Below are 26,161 nucleotides of genomic sequence, written 5' to 3' on the forward strand. Positions count from 1 at the left end.
GTTTTACCATCGCCAAAATCTATATTGTAGGTTAAAGCTTTATCGGCGGTTGAAGTAATTACTACAGTACCTGTTCCGTTTCCGTTTGGATTAGTAGCATCCACACCTGCAATTACAGTTGTTAAGGTAAGATTAGATGGCGCTTTTAATTCTCCGAATTTATATTCTGTTTTCTTACATGCTGTAAAACCAGTTACAATTGTAAGAAAAATTATGATGAATGATTTTGTTTTAGTAACCATAAATTTATTTTTAAAAATTAATTAAAGTGTAATGTCATCAAACAAATACGTAAAGTTGGCTGAGCCGTCACCCATTGTTCCTAAATCAAAAATTAAAACTACTTTCTGATAAGAATTAGCGGTGTTGATGGCACTAAAATCGAATGTTACCAGCTCCCATGCATTAGCAGTGGTAATTGTTACTTCTTTTTCAAAACTAATACCGCCATTGGTTAAGTTCTCCACTTTCAACAATACTTTAGCGCCAACACGTGGAGAAAAAACTTTCATTTTAAAAATTTTGCTTCCTGAAAAATTTATAGGTGCATCTAATGTTATAAAGCTGCCGCCATAAACTTCACCAGCATTTTTAATCATTTTGCCTACTTTACTGCTGGTATTAATTCCTGAAATTTGCGGATTATTAATAACTGTTGCATTACCACCACCAAAATCGGTAAATGTGTATGTCAGGGTACTTGATTGAAAATCTAAAGGAAGTGCTATAGCATTTGGATTTGCACCAACAAATTTTACATCATCCCAATAAAAAATTTTCCCATTTCCTGCTGTACCAAAATCAAAAAATATAGATGCCATGTCATAATTGAAGGCAAAATTTATTGCTGCGGTACCGGCTGCCTGGTTACTAAAATTAAAAATTAAAGTTTCCCATGTGTTAACTGCACTTGTAGTAGCTTCAGTTTCTACAGATTTTGTAGGGTTGGTATGATCTTCAATTTTTAATCGAATTTTAATACCGCTTGCTGGTGAATATACTCTCACGGTCATATTAGTTGCTCCTGCCGCCATAGGAATACGAGTGGCAAAACCATTTCCATTTACACCCATTGTTGTTCCCGCCCAGGTTTCTGCACCTGAAATTTTTGTAGTTTTTTTAACCTTATTAGCAGCATTGGCAGGATCAATTGCATCAAGGGATTGTGCGTTTCCAAAATCGGTTACGTTGTAATTAACTCCAATTGCATCAAAGGTAACAGGCAAGTCAATTTGCGAACCTCCGGGTAAAGTGTTAGTCAAACGGATATCATCAAACAAATAAGTAAAGTTCGCAGAACCGTTACCTACTGTTCCTAAATCAAAAATCAACACTATTTTTTGATAAGCATTAGTAGTATTAATCGTTCTGAAATCAAATACCAGGTCTTCCCATGCATTGGCAACAGTAGTAGCCACTTCTTTTTCAAAGCTTATACCACCATTAGTAAGATTTTCTACTTTCAATAAAACTTTTGCGCCAATCCTCGGAGCAAAAACTTTCATTCTAAAAATTTTGTCTGCAGAAAAATCAATTGGTGCACCTAATGTTATTAAGCTGCCGCCATAAACTTCCGGTGCATTTTTTACCATCTTACCTACTTTAGCGGAAGTGTTTATTCCATTCACCTGGGGATTATTAATTTTAGTAACAACACCACCACCAAAATCGGTAAAGCCATAATTAACTGTAGGAGATTCAAAAGTTATTGGTAATAAAACGGGATCGACAATTGTAACCGGTTTAATTAATTGCGTGGTAGCAACGCCGCCACTTAATGCCACAACTCTTACATTGTAAGTGCCCACCGCTGCATAAGTATGGCTTACAATGTCGCCTTCTAAAAAAGATACGGGTACTTCATTAGGTACGTCTCCAAAATACACTTTAAAGAATGTTTCGTAAAGGGCTTTTGCGGTAACTGTTATTTTGTAATTATTATTGGGGTCAACAGTAATTGTAAAATCTAAATTTTCCGGTGCCCTGAATGATACCGTTAACTGTTTTGTGGTTTCTGTAATTTTTCCAGTTATGCTGTGGCCAACAATTTTTACATTGAAAATGCCCTCGGCATAAATATGCTGCGTATTTTTTCCGGGTAATACTTTTACAGGTGTTGTTGCAGCATCACCATAATAAATTTCGTAAAAAGCAAGCCCTTCGCCATTAGGTGTAATGTTTAAAAGACCAGTATTATCTTGTGTTATATCGAAAAGAGCTGATAATTTAGCCGGTGCATTATCACTTTCTAATAAAGTTATATACTCTTTCAATTCTTATTTACAACTTATTGCAACTGCCAGTAAAAAAGCTATGCTAAAAAAATATTTTAATACTTTCATAATCGTTAATTTTTTATTAGTTAGTAATTAATAACCGGGGTTTTGTTTTAAACCCGAAATATCAATTTCTGTTTGAGGAATAGGAAATAACTCATGCTTGCCTGCAACAAAGCCTGCAATTTTTGCAGCTGCCTGCCCGGTTCTAACCAAATCAAAAAAGCGGTCGCCTTCCATAGCAAGTTCTAATCTTCTTTCATCCCAAATAGCCTGGCGCAATGCTGTACCGGTTGCAGTAATATCTTTACTGGCATCGTTAACTGCAAATGCACGGCGGCGAACCCTGTTTACATAAAGCTGTGCTTTGGTATCATTAGGTGCAGTAGCCCTGTTGTTAGCTTCGGCAGCCATCAACAAAACTTCGGCATAGCGTATAGTTCTGAAATTGTTTAAGTAATTCAATTCTACCTGGCCAGATGTTTCACCTTTACGGGGTAAATATTTTTGATTATATAAACCGGTATTTTTAAAAGGCGCTACCTGGTATGTAATATTAAAAGAAGGGTTTGCATTTTTGTAGGCTTCAATATCTAATACCGTTACAGCTTTTCTAATATCGCCTGCTGTATATGCATTAGCTAAATTTGCTGTAGGTAAATTTGTACTCCAACCCGCTGCATAAGGCATAGCCCCCGAACCATTTAAACCCCTGATGCCACATTGCTGTACAGAATGATTTCCCTGTCCTCTTGTAACACCACCCCAATTGTAATAGGGGGAAGTATTAGAGTATTGAATTTCAAAAACTGATTCTGGTCCATTCTCGCCGGCTTCTAAAAACATATTGCCATAATTGGCTACTAAACTAAATGGTCCGTTTACTACGTTTTCTAACATTGTAGCAGCAGCGTCAAATTTACTTTGATACAATAATACTTTACCCAACAAAGCTTGTGCTGCATATCTTGTTACCCTGCCTTTTTCAACATTGGTAATAGGTAAAACTGTAATAGCATTGGTTAAATCCAGTTCAATTTGTTTGTAAACATCTGCTTTAGCAGAGCGTTGTAAAGTTTTAGATTCTGTCAGGCCCAATCTTTTATCAGTAAACAATGGCACGTCGCCAAAAAATCTAACTAAATGAAAATAATAATAGGCACGTAAAAAATAAACTTCGCCATACAAGGCGTCTTTACCTGTAAAATTTACTGTTTCGCCTGCTTTGTTGGTGGCTTTATACTGCGTCATATAATTAGCCCTGTTAATACCTTCGTACGCTCCCTGCCATAATTCGGTAAGGGTAGAGTTTACAGGTGTTAATGTGTAATCGTCTATTTGTTGCAGTGATAATACGTCGGATGCATTCTCGCCACCGCTTACTGCATTATCAGATGCAATATCACCCACCGGCACTGCCTGGTTTAACCATTGAATGGGTGTATAAACACTAACTGCCATAGTGCGGTAATCGCTTTCTGATTTTAAATAATCAAGATCAGTAATTTTGTATTCGTCATGAGGATTATAATCTACCCATTTTTTACAAGATGCAAGCATGGCAATTAAAAAAACCAGGCTTATAATTTTAATATTCTTCATTGTATAATATTTTATTTTATAAAAATTTATAGTTTAATATCAATGCCAACAGCATAAGTTCTTGCCTGCGGATAAGCACCACGGTCTATACCGGTATCTAAAATACCGCCTGCTATTTCCGGATCAAACCCTGAGTATTTGGTAAACGTGTATGCATTTTTTACCTGTGCATAAATACGCAGTTTACTCAATATTTTTTTAGTTGCAGATGCAGGAAAAGTGTAACCCAATTGTATATTTTTAATCTTTACAAAAGAGCCATCTTCTACATACCTGTCAGATACACGGATGTTACTGTTGGCATCTGTAAAGGAATACCGTGGGTTTCTTGCATCGTTTGTTGTGCCTGCTCCTGTCCATCTGGCTAATACTGCCCTGTATTTATTAGAGTAGTTGGCGTTTCTTTCGTAAGCCCTGTAAATATCGTTACCAACAGAGGCATAAGTGAAGGCATTAAAATCGAAATTTTTATACTCAAGATTCAAATTCCAGCCCATTGTAAAATTGGGGAAAGGGTCACCAATTTTTGTTTGGTCAGCAGCAGTAATCTTACCATCACCATTCATATCCACAAAACGAATATCGCCTGGCTGAGCACCTGACTGTGTTGCACCTTTGGTTAGATCTGCAGCAGTTTGAAATAAACCATCTGTTTTATAACCATAAAAATAACCGGGTGTTTGTCCTTTTTCAAAAACCGTTACACTTTGCGATTGACCATTAAAATAATAGCCGCCTAATATTTTGGCAGTACCATCATCATTAGTTGCAGTAACTTCATTTTTAGCTGTTGTAAAAGTTATTGAAGTATTTAGTTTTAATGATTTACCAATAAATTCATTATAACCAAGCGTAACATCTATACCACTGCTTTTTGTACTGCCAATATTTGCAGTAGGGATGGGAACGGTGCCAAGATATAAAGACGCAGAAGGTGTGAACAATAAACCATCAACTTTTTTCTGAAAATAATCTGCTGATAAAGAGATTTTTCTTTTATAAAAATTCATGTCAAATCCAACATTCGATTGCAATTGTTTTTCCCATCTTAATGCATCATTTGCTGCAGATCCTACAGTTGCACCAGGATAAAAAACATTATTAAAAGTATAACCATTGCTGTTTGCAGTAGGGCCATAGCTTGAGCCGCCGGTAACAATACTTACAAACTGCGGATTTACATTTTCATTTCCGATTGAGCCATAGCTGCCTCTTATTTTCAGGTAGTCGATAAAATCTGAATGAAAGAAATTTTCTTTAGTAACTACCCAGCCTAATGAGCCAGAGAAAAAGTTAGCATATTTATTATTGATGCCAAATGCGTAAGAGCCATCACGGCGTGCAGTAAAAGAGGCTAAATACTTTTCCTCGTAATCATAATTTATTCTTGTAAAATAAGAAAGGTTTCTCCTGAAATATTGATAATAATAACCGCTGAGTGCATTAGTATTGGTAGCAGTATTGCTGCCTGTAGCTGCAGTAAAATCTGAAAACTCCCAAGAGTTGAAAGGTACATCCTGCCTGCTAGCACCAGCAGCATTGCCAGAAATTTTTGCTAAAGAAAAACCAAGTACGGTTTCAAAATTGTGATGTTCTTTTACTTTAAAATTATAGTTAGCGAAGCTTTCCCAGGTATAATTAAAATTGCTTGCCTTTTCATGCGATACACTGTTGTGTTTGCCGGTAACTGTTGAACCATCTGCATTCATGGAGTTATCTACATTATTTGGGCCATAAAATACCAAAGGAGAAAAGCTTTTAGCATTACCATCGTATTTGGTATAGCCAAAACGTGTTGAAAGTTTTAAGTTTTTAATTACATCATACTGAAATTCAAACTTGCCGTATAATTTACTGCCGTTATTTTTGTTGTAAGTATTATCCAGTTTAGTAAGCGGATTAAATATTTCTGACAACAATAAATTACTGAAACCATATTTACCTACAGTGTTAGGCGCTGTGTTATTAACCGGCACTGTTGGATCGAAATTTAACGCACTGCCAATAACGCTGTTAAATGAATTTTCCTGTACGCCTTTACCGTTCAGTATAACACCGGTAGTATTCATTATAAATTTTAATTTAGAAGAAAGGTCGAATGTAAGGTTTGCAGTAAAGTTGCCCCTGCTAAAAACTGATTTATCGTTGCCACCTACAATACCACCCTGGTTTAAATAACCGCCAGATAAAAAGTATAACATTTTATCACTTCCGCCCCTTGCGGTTACGGTATGTGATTGCATGGCAGCAGTTTTAAAAATTTCGTTTTGCCAGTTAGTACCCACGCCAATTTTAGACAGATCCTGAAAAATAACATTACCGCCAGCAACTGTACTGCCTTCGTTAATGATAGCTGCATATTCAGAAGCATTCAATACTCCAATAGTATTTGCTACTTCCTGCATACCATAATTACTGCTTACAGTTATTTCTGTTTTTTGATTTTTTCTTCCTGCTTTAGTTGTAACAACTATAACGCCATTACCCCCTTTTACACCATAAATTGCGGTTGTAGCGGCATCTTTCAGCACATTTATAGATTCAATATCTGCTGCATTAATAGAATTAAAGTCTGTAAGTGTTTGTGGTACGCCATCAATAATAACTACCGGGTCGGTTCCCGAAAAAGAAGGAATACCTCTTATAAGTACAGTTGGTTTTGCACCTGGCGAACCCGGAGATATTACTGTTACACCCGAAGCCCTGCCCTGCAAAGCTTCTTCTGCTCTTACAGGTTTCAGCTTTTCAATATCGGCAGCTTTTACTGTAGAAATAGCACCGGATACCTTGGTTACTTTTTGAGTGCCGTAACCCACCACCACTACTTCATTCAAATTTTTAGAGGAAGACTCTTCCATTTGAATGTCGATAGGGCCTGCATTGTTTACTTTATATCTTACAGCCTCCATTCCGGCGTAAGAAATAATAAGGGTTGCACCTTTTTGTGCTGCAATTGTAAAACTTCCGGTTGCATCGGTAACAGCAGATGCAGTTGTACCCAGAACGGAAACTGTGGCACTAACTAATGCCTCGCCTGTAGTTTTGTTTTTAACCTTTCCAGAAACAGAAACGGTTTGTGCTGTGGCCTGCTGAAAAAGGCAGCAGCAAATAATGCCAAAACACAATAATGTAAGTTTAAATTTCATAATAGCAATCGTTTTTGGTAATGTGATAATAGAGAGTAAAAATATACTTACCCCCTACAAATAAAAAATAAACAGCCACAACATTACTACATCAAAAAAGCTAAAAGGTTGGTTTTAAGGCTATTTATACTACATCAATACTACATCAACCAATTTTATCTACCTTCACTATACAATAACGCCTGCTTAAATGAGAAGACTGTTGTGGATTATATTTTTTCCATGTAGTTTATATGGCCAAAATACCATTGGGCTGCCGGATGTAATTAATTACTCCAAACAAACTTATAGTGCAGGGCTGCAAAACTGGGATATTAAGCAGGATAAGAATGGCGTTATTTATGCTGCCAATAACGAAGGGTTGCTTACTTATGATGGAAGAAAATGGAACCTTTATTCTTTACCTAACAAAACAATTGTACGGTCGGTTGAAATTGCCCCGGATAATAAAATTTATGTGGGCGGGCAGGATGAGCTGGGGTTTTTTAGTCCGGCTAAAAACGGGCAGTTACAGTATCATTCTTTAACCCCTGTTATTCCCAACAAAGACAAAATATTTGGGGATGTTTGGGATATTATCTACTTCAATAAAAATATTTTTTTCCGATCGGCAAATAAGATTTTCAAATTTGCCAATGATACCGTTTCAACTTATTACGCTCCATTGGAGTGGTCGTATTTAGGCACCTGCAATAATCATTTATACAGCTACGATTATAAAACAGGGTTAATGATTTTTGAAAATGATGCCTGGGTTCCATTATCTGCAAACCCACCCCCGGCCTTTACAGGCCCTGTTACAAATATTTTATCTATTAACAAAGACAGCGCATTAATCATTACACTAAAAGATGGCCTCTTTATTCTTGCTGCTAATATTATTTCAAAATTACCCTCTGCCAATAATCAATTTTTTGCCACCGAAAGAGTTTATGCAGCTACTGCTATAACACCAGGATGGGTTGCACTGGCCACTAATAACAGCGGTGTATATATTATTGACCTTAAAGGAAATATTATTCAAAGTTTTTCAGGCAAAGAAGGGTTACAAAATAATAATGTATTAAGTATTTTTTTAGACAGGCAAAGTAATTTATGGCTGGGGTTAGATAATGGCATTGATATGATTGCTTATAACAGTGCTATAAAACAAATTAATCCTGTTTTACAAAATGGCTCGGGCTATACTGCCATTATATATAATAACAGTTTGTATGCAGGTACCAGTAATGGATTGTACAGTGTGCCATTGCAACCAGTACAAGACCTTAGTTTTAGCAAAGGGAATTTTTTGCCGGTAAATAATGGTAAAGCCCAAACCTGGGGCTTAGCCGAAATAAACAACCAGTTGCTGCTGGGTAATCATGAAGGGGCTTTTGTAATAAAAGATAATACTGCACAGTCCATTTCTCAAAGTCCGGGTTTTTGGAATTTTGTACCGGGTACATTTCCAACTGCACAAATGGTTGCTGGTAATTATAAAGGGTTGCTCTTTTTTGATTTTAATAACGGGCAGTTTACTGCATCCGGGCAAGTACCTGGCTTTATTGAATCATCCAGGTTTGTGGCCATAGATAAGGATAATAATATTTGGGTATCGCATCCTTATCATGGTGTTTTTAAAATAAGTAAAAATAATGATGGTTCTTATAACACTGCCATTTACACCAATAAAAAGGGCTTGCCATCAATACTGGATAACCACGTGTATAAAATAAAAAACGAAGTGGTAGCGGCTACTGTAAAAGGCATTTTTATTTATAATCCATCCAAAGATATTTTTGAACCATCGCCGTTTTACAATAAACTTTTGGGCAATCAAAGTATCCGCTATTTAAAAGAAGACAAATCGGGCAACATTTGGTTTATTCATGAAAAAACATTGGGTGTTGTTGATTTATCCGGTAAGGAGCCTGTTATTATTTACCTGCCGGAATTAAATAATAAAATGCTCAGTGGTTTTGAATTTATTTATCCTGTTGATGAAAATAATATTTTTTTGGGTGGAGAAAAAGGTTTCTTTCATATCAATTATCAAAAGTATAAAACAACCTTGCCCGATTTACAGGTGCAGATAAGAACGGTTAGGATAATTGACAAAACAGACAGTCTTTTATTTGGAGGTTATTTTAAGGATGTAAATGAAAAACAGGAACAGGGTGCTGCTGCTGTACCTGCAATAAGTAACGCCTGGAAAACACTGCACTTTGAATATACTGCAGCAGTTTTTGGCTATTTATCTACACTTGAATACAGCTACCGCCTGAAAGGTTTTGATGAAAACTGGAGCGGCTGGACAACAAGAACAGAAAAAGAATATACCAATTTACCTGCAGGCGAATTTACATTTGAAGTAAAGGTGAGAAATAATTTAGGAAACGAATCGGCCATTGCCGGTTATGCTTTTAAAATGCTGCCGCCATGGTACAAAACTGTTTGGGCAAACCTTTTTTATTTCCTCCTTTTTTGTGCAGGTATATTTGGGCTGTACAAATGGCAAACAATAAAATTTAAAAAGCAGGAATTAAAATATGAAGAAGAACAAAAAAAGCTTTTATATATTCATGAGCTTGAATTAAATAAAACCGAAAGTGAAATAGTTGCTTTGCGCAATGAAAACCTGGAAGCCGAAATAAATTTTAAAAATTCTGAACTGGCATCTTCTGCAATGCACCTTGTAAAAAAAGGAGAGCTTTTAACAAAAATAAAAGCAGAACTAACACATGTAATGAAAGGTTTTGATAACCCGCAAGTCATTGCTGAAATAAAAAAAATGATTAAATCATTAGGGGAAGATGATAATATAGATAAAGAGTGGGAGAGCTTTACCAAACATTTTGATAAAGTACACAGCGATTTTGTTGCAGGCTTAAAAGAAAAGCATCCGGCTATTACCAGTAATGAAGTAAAACTTTCTGCCTATTTAAGAATGAATTTATCTACCAAAGAAATTGCTCAGCTAATGAATATTTCTGTAAGAGGAGTAGAAATAAGCAGGTACCGCCTGCGTAAAAAATTGGGTATCTCTTCAGAAACAAATTTATTCAATTACCTTATCAGTCTCAACAGCAAAGCCTGATAAATTAAGCGCTGTACATTTATTTTTCAATCAGGAGTTTATAAAATCTTTTTAACTCTTCTGTTTCGGTTACAGAAAATGGTTCATTGTTATCGTATTTGGCTTTAAAAAAAACTACCCGTTTGTGCTGCGGATATTTTTGTAAAATACCGGTTATTAAATTACCTGCAGTTTCATCTTTGGTAAAAAGCGGCGTGGGTTGCGGCAATGGCGATTTATGCTTCATGGGCTTTTTTAAAATAATCGCTTCCAGTGTTGCAAGTTTACCAACAGTAATGCTATTTACTTTTGATGCTTTATGATGCAGGCCTTCCAGTTGTTTTTTACTAAGGCCGCCACGTTCCTGATACTGGTGCAGTAAACTTGCAGTAAAGGATGATGTTGGATTGGCTGCAAGTGTTTCTTTCAGTATATCCAAAACAATATCTACATCTAATTTTTTTCTTTCCATAATAATAAAATAAATGTAGGCTAATTATTTTTGTAAAGCCAATAAAAAAGTCTTTTGGGTGCACACCCAAAAGACTAAGCTGTATTAAAGTAAAAAAATAAAATTATCCTGCTATGCTTTTTTCTGCAAAATTAGAATTGGCCAGTTCAATAACTTTTGCTCTTGGTGTATTTTCCTGGGCCTGTTGTAAAAGCTGCTCTTTTACTGCAGGGTCATTAACACCTGCAATGCTGCAGGCTTTATCAAAATCTGTATGCATACCATAAGATTCTAAAACCGGCGATACATTTTTAAATTCGGGAAAGGCGCTGAATTTTTTTATAAAATAGTACATTTTATAATCCAGCATTTTGGTGTAAGCAGTGTAAAATGTTTCCATATTGTATGTTTTTGGTGAGGTAATTTCTGTTGTCATTTTTATGTTTAATTTATTGCACATAGCATACGCAAAAATTAACCATAAGGTTTTTTTAAGGACAACTATAATACTCTATGGATTTTTAAATTGCCTCCGGGATAAAATATAATATTTATATCCTGAGAAACAGAAGCTATTCAGAGGGTTGGATAATTGATCTAAATTTTTTGACTTTGAAAATTAGATACGGTTTAATCAGAAGGTATTGGTGGTTGGGTAGGTAAGTGGATGTAAAAGTACAACTGCTTTTTTATATTTACAAAATTTGTGGAGAACTATTTTAATAAAATGCTTAGCGTAAATCCACTTGGTAGAATTACAAAGAAGGGTTGAATTTTCAATTTTAAGTAATAATTTTTTCAAAAACTCCTCATTATCATACCAGTAAAAATAGTTTTCTTTGCAATGCAATGTCACTATTCATCACATCTTTAAACTCGGGCAGTAATGGTAACTGCTATTATATTGGTAACAGTAACGAAGCTGTGCTGGTAGATGTGGGTATTTCCTGCAGGGAAACCGAAAAACGAATGAAGCAACTGGGGCTTTCGATGAAAACAGTAAAAGCCATTTTTGTCTCTCATGAACATGGCGACCATATAAAAGGCGTTTCTGTTTTAGCCAATAAATATAGTTTACCTGTTTACATTACAAGTATAACGGCGAAGCATGGCCCCATATTAATTAAACACCTTACAAAAGAATTTAAAGCAAATGAGCCGGTTACTATTGGTGAATTATCAGTTACGCCGTTTACAAAAAAGCATGATGCTGCCGACCCCCATAGTTTTATAATTACATGCAACAATGTAACCGCAGGTGTATTTACAGATATTGGTATTGCCTGCACTGAGGTAATAAATTATTTTAAACAATGCCATGCAGTTTTTTTAGAATCTAATTATGATGAAGAGCTTTTGGAAAATGGAAGATACCCGCTGCATTTAAAAAATCGCATACGGGGTGGGCATGGCCATTTATCCAACAGGCAGGCGCTGGAATTATTTACTGCACACCGGCCGCCTTTTATGACGCACATTTTATTATCTCATTTATCTAAAGAAAATAATTCGCCAGAAATTGCCGAACAATTATTTAATGGCCATGCAAATGATATTGCAATTATTACAGCATCACGTTACGGGGCAACGCCAGTTTACCACATTACAGCAAACGCAACATTTAGATCAACTGCAGTAACTAAATTATTAAAACCACAGCAGTTAGATTTATTTATGTAAATGGATTATTTTAAAAATATTTTTGTTGAAAAGAAGTTTTTACCTGCATAATTCTTTTATAATACCGGTGTGTTGCGGATACAAATCCAACAATTCTTTTGTATTGGCCAATTCAAAATCAGCAAAATCAAAGCCCAGCGCTGCGGTGCATCCCACAAAAAAAGCGGCTGCCGGGTGCAGGGCGGCTGGCAAACCAGCAATTGGCCGGCACCACATATTGAAACAATTGCCCCTTATTAATATCGCTTGCTAAATAAATTTGTTCCAGTATTCCATTCTGCTGAAGTACAAATATCAACAATAGTTTTCCTGTATAAAAATGCCAGCACTCATCACTTTTTATTCGGTGAAAAGGAGAAAAGTTACCAGCATCAAGTAAAAAATAAATCGCAGTAGAAAAAACCCTGCCTGCTGAAAACCTTTGTGGTAAAGCATTTGCAGCTATTAATCCACTGCTTTTATAATTTTTTTATACCAGCCCCCTTTCGGGATGACGTTGTAAAGTATATTTTTGTATCAGCGTTTCTGTTGTTATCATCTGTATTTTTTTGTGCCAGAAAGATACCAAATGAATGTAAAAAAGAATTGGTGTAAACTGCTACCCTCCCCAAAAAATACTGCTTGAAAAAAGATACCTTTTCCCTGTTAATAACGTAAAATCTTTGTGGAAATATTTTTAACTAAATCGCTTTGTACAACCATTATAAATCAGCTATATTTGATACTTGTAATACTACACACTCATTAACATTCTAAAATTTAAAAAATGGCAACAAAGAAAAAGGTAAAAAAAGCTGCTCCAAAAAAGGCAGCTCCTAAAAAAGCAGCAGCAAAAAAAGCGGCTCCAAAAAAAGCGGTTAAAAAGGCAGCACCAAAAAAAGCAGTAAAAAAAGCAGCACCAAAAAAAGTTGCTAAAAAGAAATCTGCACGCAAACCATCTGCAGCATTTATGAAACCACTTACGCCAAGTGCTGATTTAGCAGCGGTAGTAGGCAGCAAAGGATTACCACGTACAGAAGTGGTAAAAAAATTGTGGGTTTACATTAAAGCAAACAAATTGCAGGATCCAAAAAACAGGCGTATGATTAATGCTGATGCTAAATTAAAACCAATTTTTGGCGGCAAAGCTCAGGTATCTATGTTTGATATGGCTAAGCTTATTTCAAATCATTTGAAATAATAAAGTTTCGAAAAAATTAAAGGGCGTCAAAATTGATGCCCTTTTTTTATTAGTTAAAATCCTGCTGCATGGAAACATGTTTTTCTAACGCAGCTTTACTTGCTTTATCCTGCTACATTGTTATCCGCTTTATCGTAAAGATTACTTTTATATAAAGACTGCCTGAAAAATCTGCTTGCAACTCTCCATAAAATTTATTAAATTTATTACAGCTCATTTTAACTTCGGCTTTAAATTATAATAATATGAACCTCTTACAAAAATTTGAGTACTGGGGTGACAGGCATCACCCAAAATGGCTGGATATTATTCGTATAGCATTAGGTGTTTTTCTTTTGTACAAAGGCATCGATTTTCTCCGTAACACCAGTGATCTGGTAAGCCTCATGTCGCTAAGGTCGCCGTTTGGTTCTTTCTTAATTATTTTATTAGGGCATTATGTTACGTTTGCACATATTTTAGGGGGCTTTTTTTTAACCATCGGCATGTTTACCAGGGCTGCATGTTTAATACAAATTCCAATATTGATTGGTGCAATCATGTTTGTTAATTCATCCAGCGATGTATTAAGACCATATTCTGAATTATTTTTATCTATTTTAATTTTACTGTTGGTTATTTATTTCCTCATTGTGGGTAACGGACCGCTTTCTGTTAAGTTTCCGGAGGAGGAAAAAAAGAGAAGCCAGAAATAATTTCTTTTGCGCTTTTTTTATTGCATGCATTGCCTGAAAATTTGTGTTCTGCCCAACCAATTTAACTGATAAAAAAACGGGCATTAATATTGCATACCTAACAGGCAGGAATGCCACTTTACAACAGGCTACCTTTACCCGTAATAAAATAATAATTTGAAACTAAGAAGAATAGCTCCATTCCCATATGCATTAATACTGGCTCTATGTTTTTGTTTTGCCAGCCGTGGTATTGCAAATCCTGCATATCTGCCGGGTAGAGATTCACTATCAACCAGTACCCAACAACAAGCCATTGCATTTATTGACAGTATTAAAATTTTAGCACCCAGCACATTTTGGCCAAATATTAAACCGGCATTATTTCTTCAAAATTTAAAATTAAACATTCACAACCCTGTAAGCATTTACCCTGGTAATGGTACTAACTTTTGCGGTTACGGTGCATTAACTTATTTATTATTAAAAGATGATCCGCTTGGTTATGCAAAATTATTATTGCAGTTATATAAAGAAGGAAAAGCCCAATTTGGAAACAGTATTTTCAATCCTTCGGCTGCAGTAAAAAAAGAAGCAGGCCTTATGAAATTTAAAGGAGTTTTAGATATTCACCCTGCCGAGCAAATGATTTTTTTGGCGCTGGCCGATCATTATAAAGGCTACATAAATTTATTTAACCGAAAATATAATTCAGGTGATGAAGATACCAGGTGGGCTTCGGTGAATTACGCCAAATTTAACCGCATGGTAAGAAGTTTGTTGAGGTTTAAAGTAAAAGCAAGGGGGTCCGATCTAATTCGTCCGCATACGGGAGATCTGTATCAATACATTAGTAAAAGATTGACAACGGGTATGGTGGTACTGTATATTAATAACCGCATTGTACATAAAAAAAATCATGTGCAAATTAAAGTAGGTTTTCCTACACATTTTGTTGTGGCAGAAAGTGTGAAGGAGGAAAACGGAATTATTACACTGGTATACTGGGATTATGGTGGCCGAACGCAAATGCAATTATCGCCGGCATTTTTTAAACGTATTATTTTTGGAATTACTTACTGTACTAAAAAACAAATTGATGTTAACTAATTCAATACGCACAACTTTAATACTACTGCCCGTATTTTTTATATTTTCATGTTCGCCCAAAAATATTTCTACAAAATATTATTATCAAAACGTAAAGGTGCTGGATAAAATTGAAGAAAATTATAAAAATTTATCCAGGCAATCGCCTTTTACCATTGGCTTTACCTCAAGAGATTATAAAACCGTATCATTTGAATTTATTACAGATACCCTGAGTTATGTTTACGAGTTTGAAGCAGGTGAAGCCAGGTTAAATGATACATTAAACAAGTTCCATTTAAGTGCACCAAAAGTAAATGAGCTGATCACCCAGATGCAAACCATACGCTGTACCTGGATTAAAAATTTTGATTACTATGTAGATGAAAAAAAGAACACCCTCATTTTTATGTCGATAAAGCCCGTGGCATTAAAAGCACCATTGGCTTACCATAAATATTATGTACTCACTTATTTTAACCTGCCGCAATATTTCGACAGCGAAGGCAGGCTATTAGATAAAAGAAAAACACGGCGGCTGCGAAAAATAAATGGCCAGATTTTCAAAAGAATTAATGATAAAGTGTGTTATACCATTTCAGGAAAATTCAGGTAGTGTTTTGTATTGAAAAAATATTGTAATACAAAAGGGTTATCTTTTTTGATAACCCTTTTGTATTAATAATTATTAGTTAGTTGCTTTTTTAGGATAGGGTGGCCGCTTAGGTTCCGGAACAGGATTTTTTTCCAATTCTTTTAAAGCAATTTCAATGGCTTTTTCTAATTGAGGATCTCTGCCTTTAATTATTTCGGCAGGCCATTGTTCTACTTCTACATCAGGCGCAACGCCTTCGTTTTCTACTACAAAACCATCCTTTGTCCAGATAGCTACGTTGGGTGCAGTAACGCCGCCGCCATCAATAAATTCCGGAAATCCTAAAATTCCGACCAGCCCTCCCCAGGTGCGTTTACCCACCAGCGTGCCTACTTTAAATTTACGAAACATCCAGGGTAACATATCTCCACCCGAACCTGCTGTTTCATCAATGATCATAACTTTTGGGCCCTGTATAGATGCACTGGGGGATTTTAAATCTTTGCCATAACGCATGTTCCAGTGTGCCTGGTAAGGCCGCTGTAAAATATCGATATAATAATCGGCCAGTTGTCCGCCGCCATTAAATCTTTCATCAATAATAATCGCTTTTTTGTTGGCCTGCGGAAAGAAGTATCGTTTAAAATATTCATGCCCCAGTGCAGCAGTGTTGGGCACATACACATAAGCTACCTGCCCATTGGTGGCGTCATTCACTTTTTTCAAATTGCCTTCTACCCAGTTGCGGTTACGTAATGCAAATTCATTTGCAACCGGAACAACTTTTACCACTCTCGATCCTTTATAATCCGGGTTGCTGCTGATAGTTAATTCAACAATTTTGCCTGCGGTGTTTTCAAAAAAACGATACACTTCATCTGCTGCAGTAATATCCTGCCCATTAACTGCCAGTAAATAATCACCTTCCTTTGCATTTACTCCAGGTTCGGTTAAGGGCGACCGTAAATTAGGGTTCCAGTTTAAACCTCCATAAATTTTCTTAATGCGGTAGCGGTTTTTTTCTGTTACGTAATCAGCACCCAGCAAACCGCCGTTAACTTTTTCTGGTGTATTCAGCAAATCACCTTCGCCGGTTACTCGGTGATGCCCTACAGCAAGTTCGCTGCACATCCATTGTATCAAAACATTTAAATCTCTGCGGCAGGCAAGATGGGGTAAAAAAACTTCATACTTTTTTTTCATGGCTAACCAGTTGGCACCATGCATTCCGGGGTCGTAAAAATAATCCCGGTTAATCCTCCAGGCTTCATCAAAAATTTGTGGCCATTCTTCCTGCGGCTCTATTTTTATCTGTATGTCCGCAATATTCAGCATACCTTTTCCGGGTTCATTCTTTTCTCCTGTGTTACTGATGGCCCACGCAGGGCCGTTACTGTACAACATTTTTTTACCGTCGGCAGAAAGTACATAACCATCCATTGCGGTTACCTCAGCATCCTTACGTTTTTTTATATCATATTTATGCAACATTCCGGTTTCAGGGTTATCGTTGCTGTAAGCAACATACAATAACTCATCTTCTTTTCCCATTGCCAGTTGTTCATAATTACCCGGCTTAACAGGTAAATCAATAATGCGGTTTTGGATACCTTCCCAATCAATAGTAAGCAGTGCTGGTTTTTTGTCAACTGCATCTTTTTTTGTTTTAGAAGTATCTGCCGGTTCTTTTCCACCGGATGCTGCCGATATTTTTTCTTCATCACTTTCTTTTGAAAAAGGAGAAATGGTTTCTTTTTGCAAAGTAACCAGGTAGATGGAGCTGCTGCTTTGCATATCGGCATTGGATTGATCGAACCAGTTGAGTACCGGCCCTGCATTGGTAGATGCAAAAAAGTACAGGTATTTATTGCCCCTGTCAAAAATTGGTTCAGCGGCATCACTTAATCCGTCGGTTAATGCAAATGATTTTTGCTGATCAACAGAATATAAAAAAATACGCTTGAATTGCGTTGCTGTCACTTTAGTGTAGGCCATCCATTTAGAATCGGCTGACCAGTCGCCAAATAAATTACGAAACGGGCCGGGTACATATAATTCATCGGCATCAATTTTATCTATTGCACCTGTAGCCACATCCAGTACATACAGGTTACGGCCGTTATCAACAAAGTTTATTTTTTTCCCATCCGGCGACCATTTTGGAAATGCATAAAAGCCGGTTCCGTTAAGTTTAAATTTTTTTGCTTCGCCCTTTCCATCCTGCGATTTTATTTCAAGGTGGTACTCGCCGCCGGCATCAGAAAAATAAGCAATGCTTTTTCCATCCGGCGACCATGCAGGAAATTTTTCATGAGCCGAAACAGTTTGTGTAAGATTACGGGCATCCCCTTTTTCTGCCGGCACAGAAATTACATCTCCCCTGAAATCAAAAACAGCCCGTTGGCCCGAAGGGGAAAGTGCTGCACTTCTTATATACTTTGCACCTTTTACAAAACGTGGCCGCAGCTCCAGCAAGTCTGCAGCTATTCCAATTTTTAATCTGTTTGTATTTGTTTGCCCCGGAGAAAAAGTATGCAAATAACCGGCTTGCTCAAACACAATCATTCCATTGCCGGCAGAAGCATTTACAACAGGAAAATCTTTAAAGCTGGTAAGCTGCTCTATTTTTTTAGAGGTAGTGTTGTAAGAAAATAAATTAAATTCTCCATTACGATCGCTTCTGAAATAAATGGTATTATCCACCCACATAGGATTAACATCATTACAGCCGCCTTCGGGTTGCGGAATTTTTATGGTGTTATGATCTGCAAAAGTATATATCCAAATATTGGAGATGGAGCCGCCCCGGTAATGTTTCCATTGGCGGAATGCATCGTTAATAGGATTGTAAGCCATTTGTTTTCCATCAGGCGAATAGGTGGCCCAGGTTGCGTTGGGAATATCCAATTGTACGGACATACCGCCGCTTACAGGAACAGTAAATAATTGAGCATACCGGTTAGAAAATGTTGCCCGTTGCGAAGCAAACAATATTGATTTGCCATCGCTGGAAAAACCACGAACAATATCAGGTGATGGGTGCCAGGTTAACCTGGTGGGGATTCCGCCTTCCACTGGCACAATAAAAACATCTACGTTGCCATCGTACTCTGCATTAAAAGCAATTGTTTTTCCATCGCTTGAAAATACCGGATTAGATTCGATGCCTTTATCGACCGTAATGCGCCGTGGTTGCGAACCGTCTCTGTTGGCAACCCATAAATCTTCTGCATAAATAAATGCAATATTAGTTGCACTTACTGCAGGCTGCGCCAGCATACGGGTGTCTTTTGTATCGATGGCAAATAAAGCTGCAGGAAAGAATAATACAAAGGATAATACTGGCAGGAATGCTGATTTAACTTTTTTCATAAAAATGGTTATGGCGTTTTGGTTTGATGCATCTTTAAAAAACTTTTAAAAAGAAGAAAAAATTCTTTTATTACAAATGGCTTTGTAATGTATTAAGGCTAACATCCGCATTCCGAAGTTACTTTAATAACTTAAACAATGCAATATTTTTTAAACTCATAATCTTAAAAAAAATATTGAAATAAAGAAAGCACCCGTATTGAATGCGCTATTGTACTTTTACGGATGCAAACAAATACTTTTCTGTTGTACGGAGCCAACGGATACACCGGCGAACTGATTGCCCGCTATGCAATACAATATAATTTACACCCCATACTTGCCGGAAGAAAAAAAGAATTAATAGAGCCACTTGCCACCAAACTTAATCTGCCATTTAAAATTTTTAGTTTAGATGATACCGTTGCTTTGCATGCTGCATTAAAAGAAGTAAAAGTAGTTATACATGCAGCAGGGCCTTTTCAATTTACTGCAAAGCAAATGATAGAAGTCTGTTTACAAACCGGTACACATTATTTAGATATTAACGGAGATATTGCTGTTTTTGAATTGATAAAAACTTACGATGCCGCAGCAAAAAAAGCTGGCGTAATGCTTTTACCCGGCGCAGGCTTTGATGTAGTGCCCACAGACTGCATTGCCCTGCAATTAAAAAAATTATTGCCTGATGCTGTTGCATTACAATTGGCTTTTGCAAGTATAGGTGGCGGGCTTTCTCGTGGTACAGCAATTACTATGGCTACTAAAGCAGGCGAAGGCGGTTGTGCAAGAAAAGATGGAAAAATAATCAGAACACCATTGGGAGAAAAAGGAATGTGGGTTGATTTTGGTGCAAAGCGATTGTTTGTAATGGGTATTCCATGGGGCGATATTTCTACTGCCTATTTTACCACGGGTATTCCGGATATAGAAACTTATACCGGCATTTCTAAAAAGATGTACCATGTTTTAAAACTGCAACCTTTATTTAACTGGGTCTTGCGTACAAATGTTATGCGTAACTATATCAAAAATAAAATTAAACAAAAACCTGCAGGGCCCAGTGATGAGCAAAGAGATAAAGCTATTGGTTTTGTTTGGGGTCAGGCAATAAACACTGCCGGTAAAAAAGTTACCGTGCGGCTAAGCGGCCCTGAAGGCTATACTTTAACCACACACAGTTCATTAATTATTACTCAAAAAGTATTGAATGGAAATTTTACAACCGGTTACCAAACACCGGCCATTGCCTATGGCGAAAATTTAGTAATGGAAATACCGGGAGTGCAAAGAGAGATTGTTGAATAACAATTTTATTGTACAAAATCAGTTCTTGAAAAAATGCCGGGTTGTGCATGATCGCCTTCTTTAAACATAATGGCAACAAAATTTATTCCTGCAATTTCTGTAAGGTTGTAGGTTACATCTGCCATGTAAACTTCGGGGCCGCTGGAGCCCATTTGCTGTGTTAAATATTTACTGTTGCTTATTTTTACAAACATTGTATCGTTGCTTACTTTTTCAAGTTGTAAAAGAATTTCGGGGTACACTTCATTAAGCATATGAATGATATTGGGAGCATTTAAGGAGTCTGTTGCAACAGGCCTCAATTTATTAAGGATAACGCCATTTTTTTGTCCTAATTCTGCCGACCAAAAATAATGTGCATCTGTTTTAATGCTGTTAGTATCGGTACTGTTTTTAAAAACTGCAGTATCGGTATCAGTAAATTTTTTATCAGTTTCTTTTGTTTTACACGAAAAAATTACAGTAGCAGTTATGGCGGTAAAAAATATTCTTTTCATAGTTTAAATTTCAGGTTAATACAAAACAGTTTACAGTTATTATTCCATGGTATAAATTTACAACTGTATAGCTGCAATTAAATGATAAAAAAAATATTGCAGCAAATATATTCCTCCCAGGTGTATTATTTTGTAAAAAAAAGCCAACCATAGGTTAGCTTTTTTAAATAATCTGAAACAAAATTATCTCCACACAAAATCAGTAAGCGCCACATAATGCCGGTCATTTTCTGTATTCTTCCATATTTTATATACAGTTGGGTAATAGGTATTGTTAGGTGTAAAAAGCAGCGGCTGTGGAAAAGCTTTGCTAACGCTTGCACCACTAAGCATAAATGCCCTTGTAATCATAGGTTCGTTAAAAATTGTTTTACCGTTGTTGGAACCGTAAATAAATGTATAGGTAAAGGGTGATAAAGTTGGTGGCAGTTCAGGTGAGCTGGGGTCTATCCAGTGTGTGCCCATTTGTGGTACTGTTGCAGCCTGTATTACATATGCAGCAGGAAGGTAACCAGCGGGAGGAGCCAGCCCGGGAACACCAGTGATGGCTAATCTTTCAGCTACCGAAATTTTATAAAAATGCATATCAAAATGTGGTACATTATAAATGCCCGGAGGTTCATGGCCAGTAGGTTCCCAGTTTACCATAATGTGATCGTAAGGGGTTACGTCTTTTGCTTTTTGATGCAGTTTGAGAACAAAAGTATTAGCTGCAAAATTTAAAGGGTCGGTGGGTAAATTGTTTAATGAAGGCCCAGTAAATTCAATGCCAATTGCCAAGGGAATATTATCATCCCGGGTGATGTTTATCCACGAGCGGAGATGGCCATTGCCCATTTGAACAACAGGCCCGTAAAAAGTATTGTATCCACTATTGCTTAAAGGACCACCACCCGGAGCCGAGAGGTCAGCAGCCGGTGGTACAATGCGTTGTTCGGAAGGGGCAGGTTCCGTTTCTTTTAATACATCTTGCTTTTCTTTTTTACAGGATACGATTGAGCCGATGATAAATAACAGCAGCAAATAATGCAAAGAATAATTTACTCTTTTCATAAAATAAAATTTTAGTGAATGAAACAATAAAAAATCAAATTGCAGTTGAGAGGAAAAGGAATTAAATGGGAGAATGAATTTTGATTATAAATTTAAGTTATTTATTTAAAAGATGCAATAGGTATTTATTCAAAAAGTTAATTACTTTGATTCTTTGGCCAGCTTCCTCAGCACCACCCATTGCTTTAATGCTTCTCTTGCTTCCACCGCCGGGTAACCCAATATTTTTTTACCATCTTCCCAATTACTTAAAACACCGGAGCCGCCGCCAACCTGCACACCATTACCCAATATTACATGATCCGATATACTTGCACTGCCACCCACCACAACGCCATCACCCAATGTAACGGAGCCGGCTAAACCGCTGCTGCCGGCCATAATGCAACTGCGACCCATTTTACAGTTGTGCCCAATTTGTACCAGGTTATCAATTTTACAACCATCCCCTACAACAGTAGCACTAAATTTACCACGGTCAACACAACTGTTGGCACCAATTTCTACACCGTTGCCAATAATTACATTGCCAATATGCGGAATTTTTAAAAGCCCTTTTCCATCAGGTGCAGGCCTGAAACCAAACCCATCTGCTCCAATGGATGCGTTGGGATGAATAATACAATAACTTCCAATAACACATCTTTCTCTAACCACCGCACCACTCCAGATAGTGGTGTTGTTACCAATTGTTGTATAATCTAAAACAGTGGTATTAGGATATAAGATTACGTTGTTGCCCAGGGTTACATTTTTGCCAACATAACAACCTGCACCAATTTTACAACCACTGCCCATGGTTGCTGTTGCATGTATTACTGCTTTTGGGTGAATGTCTTCATCAAATGCCGGCGCATCAGGTATAAAAAGTTCCAGCAATTCTGCCATAGCAATATCAGCATTTTTTACTTTTATAAAAGCCCTGTTTTCTCCGGGTTCTAAATCAATATCTGCATTAATAATTGCAACACATGCTTTGGAGGTTTCCCAAAGTTTTATATACTTTCTGTTGCCAATAAAAGTTATTTGAGTATTTTTTGCCTGCTCTAATTGTTCGGGGCCGGTAATTAATGTTGCCGTGCTGCCAACAATTTCCCCTTTAAGTTTTTCATTTATCTGTTCAATACTAAACGATTTCATTATATTGTATTTTGGTTAAAGTATGAATGTACAATTTTATTCTTTGTAAAATATTTTATAAGGCATGGTTTAAAAAATGCAGCTCAAAAATTTATCAGTAACTTCCCTTTCTAAAAAAATAAAATTGAAAATACTTTTTATAACTCCGTTACTGTTCATCAGCAGTACTATTTTTTGCCAGGATACCATTTCTATAAAAGATATTCCTGCTGCCGAAAGAGTAATAGGGCTGCAATTTAAACAAGCCGAAAGAGATTCTCTTTTTGACGATGTTAAAAACACCGTGAAGGAATTTAATAAAATGCGGCAGTATAAATTAGATAACAGTGTACCACTAAGCACCTGGCAAACTCCCGTTTTACCGGGTATGAGTTTTAATACCAAACAAAATGCAGTTAACTGGACAATTCCTGTAAATATCAGTTTGCCAAAAAATAAAAACGAACTGGCATTTTATTCTGTATTGCAATTGGCTTCTTTAATTAAAAATAAAAAAATAAGTGCTGTTGAGCTTACACAATTTTTTATTGACCGTATAAAAAAATATGGCGATACCCTCCAATGTGTAATTTCTCTTACAGAAAATATTGCTATGCAACAGGCGCAGCAGGCCGATAAAGAAATTGCTGCCGGAAAATACCGTGGGCCTTTACATGGTATTCCTTATGGTTTGAAAGATTTGTTTGCTGTAAAGGGAACCAAAACTACCTGGGGTGCTGCACCCTATAAAAATCAAACTATTGAGGAAGATGCTTATGTGTACGAAAAATTAAAAGAGGCCGGTGCTGTATTGATTGCAAAATTTACCTTGGGTGCATTGGCCATGGGAGATTACTGGTACGGCGGACGCACAAAAAATCCATGGAATTTAAAAAGAGGTTCCAGCGGTTCTTCTGCAGGCTCAACTGCGGCTACGGTTGCAGGTTTGGTACCCTTTGCCATTGGTACCGAAACATGGGGTTCCATCATTTCTCCTTCTACCAATTGCGGTGCTACAGGTTTGCGGCCAACATTTGGCAGCATCAGCCGCAGCGGCGCCATGGCATTAAGTTACAGCCTTGATAAAGTTGGTCCCATTTGCAGAAGTGCCGAAGATGCTGCAATTGTATTTAATTTTTTACATGGCACCGATGGTAAAGACCAGGCTGCTGTAAACATGCCTTTTAATTACACTGGCAAAACCAATTTTACAAAACTTAAAATTGCTTATGCTAAAAATTATTTTGATAAAGGCGATACATTAGGTAACGAATTAAAAGTTTTAGAAGTTTACCGTAAACTCGGTGCCCAATTAATTCCGGTTGATTTTCCAGATTCCACTGTATATAATTTTGATATTATGAGCATCATCATCAGCGCAGAGTGTGCCGCACAGTTTGATGATTTTACAAGAAGTGAAATGGATGATATGATGACGAGGCAGGGAAAAAATGACTGGCCCAATCAATTTCGTTCGGCACGTTTTATACCTGCGGTAGAATATATAAATGCTTACCGCCACCGTTATTTGCTGATGCAAAAAGTAAACGCTATCATCAGCAAATACGATGTTTTTATTTGCCCCACTTACGGTGGCAACCAGGTAGCTATTACTAATCTTACCGGGCATCCTGCAATTTGTTTCCCTACAGGATATAATAAAAATAATTTACCCACTAACATTACTTTGATTGGCAAATTATACAGCGAAGCAACTTTATTAGCTGCGGCAAAAGCCTACCAGGATGCAACGGAATTTAATAAGCAGCATCCGGAATTTTTTAAATAGCTAAGGCATTTTAAGTTAAGTGTCGCTGCTGGAATAATTACTCCATCACATGTTTCTTTCTGAATGCAGAAGGGTTTTCGCCGGTAATTTTTTTAAAAATTTTATTATAGTAAGAAATGTTTGCAAAGCCGCATTCATAACAAGCTTCTGTAACATTCTTGTTTTGCAGTAATAATTTTTTGGATTGATTTATCCGGAATTGATTTAAAAAATGAGTAAAAGTATAATGGGTTGATTTTTTAAAATACCTGCAAAATGCTGCGGTGGTAAGGTTGCACATTTTTGCAACAGCATTCACATCAATTTCATTTTGATAATTGGCTTCAATAAAATGATATACTTTTTGTAACCGCTGCTGTTCTTTTAAAATGGATGCACTTGCAATTGGCCTTGCTTTCAGCAGTTCTACTTCGTCACTGTTAGCCAGTAAATTAAAAACCTGTAATAAAGTAACGAGTTGTTCAAAATGCGGTAATGCTGTTAATTGTTTTAATTTTTCGCCGGCTAATTGTTTTGTTGCCCCGTAAAACGCCAAACCAGTTTTTGCTTTTTCAAATAACTCTTTTATTGCTGCTATTTCTGGCAATGAAAAAAAATCAGTGCCTAAAAAATTTTCTTTCATTTGAACCACTACAGTATCCACCGTTGTTTTTACACCATAGTCAAAATTTAAATGTGGAATGTTGGGGCCAATTAATGCAATATCACTTCCTTCGTATTTAGAAATATGATCGCCGATGTGGCGAAAGCCACTGGTTGCTTCTACGTAAACAATTTCGTATTCCGGATGAAAATGCCAATAAAATAAATCATTCAAATTGGGTGTAAGCAGTATCCTGAACGAGCTGTCACTATCACTTGTTATGGTTTCTAATTTTGCTTTCATTTGCGCCAATTTTTCAAAGCTGCTCTTAAAAATACCAAAATATATCAATACAGTACAAATAGCTGCCATTACAGATGTTGATTACAGCTACATTACAAAGCTATTTTTGTATCAGCGATTACAAATTGATTTCTTTAAAAATTAAATAGTGTTATATGGAACAAAAAACAATGGTGCCCACAATGGCTCCGTCAATGCAACCGGACAATGCTCATAAAGATATTCCCGGCAATCCTTCTACTGCAAAAAGCAGTGCTACTAAATTAAACGACCGAAGCAATGGTAAACCACTTAAAGTATTAACCGAAGCCGAATGGAATTTTTGGATCACCAACGGCTATATTGTTATTAAAAATGCAGTACCAAAAGAGCAGGCGCTGGCAACTGCAAATTTTTTATGGGAGTTT

General features: G+C 36.7%; 20 protein-coding genes and 2 pseudogenes. 9 read left to right on the forward strand and 13 right to left on the reverse strand.

Annotated features, from left to right (window positions below; translation table 11 throughout):
• The 4 genes from ACY65O_RS13245 to ACY65O_RS13260 all read right to left on the reverse strand — a co-directional run.
• Positions 1 to 242, reverse strand: a 242-nt coding sequence (locus ACY65O_RS13245) for a hypothetical protein (RefSeq protein WP_462221336.1), incomplete at its 3' end; no start/stop codon positions are given.
• A 21-nt stretch (positions 243 to 263) separates the two neighbouring features.
• The gene (locus tag ACY65O_RS13250) at positions 264 to 2,273 is read right to left on the reverse strand and encodes a hypothetical protein (protein WP_462221337.1); all 2,010 of its coding nucleotides are present in this window, start codon (positions 2,271 to 2,273) and stop codon (positions 264 to 266) included.
• 96 nt (positions 2,274 to 2,369) lie between these two features.
• The gene (locus tag ACY65O_RS13255; RefSeq protein WP_462221338.1) at positions 2,370 to 3,878 is read right to left on the reverse strand and encodes a RagB/SusD family nutrient uptake outer membrane protein; all 1,509 of its coding nucleotides are present in this window, start codon (positions 3,876 to 3,878) and stop codon (positions 2,370 to 2,372) included.
• A gap of 26 nt (positions 3,879 to 3,904) precedes the next feature.
• The gene (locus ACY65O_RS13260) at positions 3,905 to 7,024 is read right to left on the reverse strand and encodes a SusC/RagA family TonB-linked outer membrane protein (RefSeq protein WP_462221339.1); all 3,120 of its coding nucleotides are present in this window, start codon (positions 7,022 to 7,024) and stop codon (positions 3,905 to 3,907) included.
• Positions 7,025 to 7,214: 190 nt separating this feature from the next.
• Between ACY65O_RS13260 and ACY65O_RS13265 the strand changes: the two genes are divergently transcribed.
• Positions 7,215 to 10,103 (forward strand): ligand-binding sensor domain-containing protein, encoded by a 2,889-nt coding sequence (locus ACY65O_RS13265; protein ID WP_462221340.1) that lies wholly within the window; start codon positions 7,215 to 7,217, stop codon positions 10,101 to 10,103.
• A 19-nt stretch (positions 10,104 to 10,122) separates the two neighbouring features.
• Here ACY65O_RS13265 and ACY65O_RS13270 read toward each other — a convergent pair whose 3' ends face one another.
• Both ACY65O_RS13270 and ACY65O_RS13275 read right to left on the reverse strand, forming a co-directional pair.
• Complete coding sequence (locus tag ACY65O_RS13270; RefSeq protein WP_462221341.1) at positions 10,123 to 10,554, reverse strand: hypothetical protein; 432 nt, start codon at positions 10,552 to 10,554, stop codon at positions 10,123 to 10,125.
• A gap of 103 nt (positions 10,555 to 10,657) precedes the next feature.
• Positions 10,658 to 10,969 carry a hypothetical protein gene (locus ACY65O_RS13275; protein ID WP_462221342.1) on the reverse strand — a complete coding sequence of 104 codons (312 nt, stop codon included), beginning with the start codon at positions 10,967 to 10,969 and terminating at the stop codon, positions 10,658 to 10,660.
• Positions 10,970 to 11,382: 413 nt separating this feature from the next.
• Here ACY65O_RS13275 and ACY65O_RS13280 point away from each other — a divergent pair, with 413 nt between their 5' ends.
• Positions 11,383 to 12,213 carry an MBL fold metallo-hydrolase gene (locus tag ACY65O_RS13280; protein ID WP_462221343.1) on the forward strand — a complete coding sequence of 277 codons (831 nt, stop codon included), beginning with the start codon at positions 11,383 to 11,385 and terminating at the stop codon, positions 12,211 to 12,213.
• 39 nt (positions 12,214 to 12,252) lie between these two features.
• Here ACY65O_RS13280 and ACY65O_RS13285 read toward each other — a convergent pair whose 3' ends face one another.
• A complete protein-coding gene (locus ACY65O_RS13285) occupies positions 12,253 to 12,429 on the reverse strand; it encodes a hypothetical protein (protein WP_462221344.1) in 177 nt (58 codons plus the stop codon).
• Between the two features lie 10 nt (positions 12,430 to 12,439).
• Positions 12,440 to 12,658: pseudogene (locus ACY65O_RS13290) on the reverse strand (cupin domain-containing protein); the annotation flags it as partial.
• A gap of 321 nt (positions 12,659 to 12,979) precedes the next feature.
• Between ACY65O_RS13290 and ACY65O_RS13295 the strand changes: the two are divergent.
• From ACY65O_RS13295 to ACY65O_RS13310, 4 genes are all read left to right on the forward strand, one after another.
• Positions 12,980 to 13,393: an SWIB/MDM2 domain-containing protein gene (locus tag ACY65O_RS13295; RefSeq protein WP_462221345.1), complete on the forward strand. Its 414-nt coding sequence runs from the start codon at positions 12,980 to 12,982 to the stop codon at positions 13,391 to 13,393.
• Between the two features lie 245 nt (positions 13,394 to 13,638).
• Entirely contained in the window at positions 13,639 to 14,088 is a 450-nt protein-coding gene (locus ACY65O_RS13300; RefSeq protein ID WP_462221346.1) for a DoxX family protein, read from the forward strand.
• 156 nt (positions 14,089 to 14,244) lie between these two features.
• Positions 14,245 to 15,177 (forward strand): hypothetical protein, encoded by a 933-nt coding sequence (locus ACY65O_RS13305; protein WP_462221347.1) that lies wholly within the window; start codon positions 14,245 to 14,247, stop codon positions 15,175 to 15,177.
• A complete protein-coding gene (locus ACY65O_RS13310; RefSeq protein WP_462221348.1) occupies positions 15,167 to 15,772 on the forward strand; it encodes a hypothetical protein in 606 nt (201 codons plus the stop codon). Before ACY65O_RS13305 ends, ACY65O_RS13310 begins: the two co-directional genes overlap by 11 nt.
• Positions 15,773 to 15,844: 72 nt before the next feature.
• Here the strand turns inward: ACY65O_RS13310 and ACY65O_RS13315 are convergent, their stop codons facing one another.
• Complete coding sequence (locus tag ACY65O_RS13315; protein ID WP_462221349.1) at positions 15,845 to 19,123, reverse strand: S41 family peptidase; 3,279 nt, start codon at positions 19,121 to 19,123, stop codon at positions 15,845 to 15,847.
• Positions 19,124 to 19,348: 225 nt separating this feature from the next.
• Between ACY65O_RS13315 and ACY65O_RS13320 the strand changes: the two genes are divergently transcribed.
• Complete coding sequence (locus ACY65O_RS13320) at positions 19,349 to 20,410, forward strand: saccharopine dehydrogenase family protein (protein ID WP_462221350.1); 1,062 nt, start codon at positions 19,349 to 19,351, stop codon at positions 20,408 to 20,410.
• A gap of 5 nt (positions 20,411 to 20,415) precedes the next feature.
• Here the strand turns inward: ACY65O_RS13320 and ACY65O_RS13325 are convergent, their stop codons facing one another.
• The 3 genes from ACY65O_RS13325 to lpxD all read right to left on the reverse strand — a co-directional run bounded on the left by ACY65O_RS13325 (position 20,416) and on the right by lpxD (position 23,100).
• Positions 20,416 to 20,907 (reverse strand): hypothetical protein, encoded by a 492-nt coding sequence (locus ACY65O_RS13325; protein ID WP_462221351.1) that lies wholly within the window; start codon positions 20,905 to 20,907, stop codon positions 20,416 to 20,418.
• Positions 20,908 to 21,090: 183 nt separating this feature from the next.
• The gene (locus ACY65O_RS13330; protein ID WP_462221352.1) at positions 21,091 to 21,960 is read right to left on the reverse strand and encodes a hypothetical protein; all 870 of its coding nucleotides are present in this window, start codon (positions 21,958 to 21,960) and stop codon (positions 21,091 to 21,093) included.
• A 141-nt stretch (positions 21,961 to 22,101) separates the two neighbouring features.
• Positions 22,102 to 23,100 (reverse strand): UDP-3-O-(3-hydroxymyristoyl)glucosamine N-acyltransferase, encoded by a 999-nt coding sequence (gene lpxD / locus ACY65O_RS13335; RefSeq protein ID WP_462221353.1) that lies wholly within the window; start codon positions 23,098 to 23,100, stop codon positions 22,102 to 22,104.
• A gap of 124 nt (positions 23,101 to 23,224) precedes the next feature.
• Here lpxD and ACY65O_RS13340 point away from each other — a divergent pair, with 124 nt between their 5' ends.
• Entirely contained in the window at positions 23,225 to 24,868 is a 1,644-nt protein-coding gene (locus ACY65O_RS13340) for an amidase (RefSeq protein WP_462221354.1), read from the forward strand.
• 37 nt (positions 24,869 to 24,905) lie between these two features.
• On the opposite strand, the gene ACY65O_RS13345 is transcribed toward ACY65O_RS13340, so the two are convergent.
• Positions 24,906 to 25,754, reverse strand: coding sequence for an AraC family transcriptional regulator (locus ACY65O_RS13345; RefSeq protein WP_462221355.1), 849 nt, complete (start codon positions 25,752 to 25,754; stop codon positions 24,906 to 24,908).
• 155 nt (positions 25,755 to 25,909) lie between these two features.
• On the opposite strand from ACY65O_RS13345, the pseudogene ACY65O_RS13350 reads away from it, so the two are divergent.
• Positions 25,910 to 26,161: pseudogene (locus ACY65O_RS13350) on the forward strand (phytanoyl-CoA dioxygenase family protein); the annotation flags it as partial.

The organism is Ferruginibacter sp., from assembly GCF_031430955.1.
Classification (GTDB): Bacteria; Bacteroidota; Bacteroidia; order Chitinophagales; family Chitinophagaceae; genus Ferruginibacter.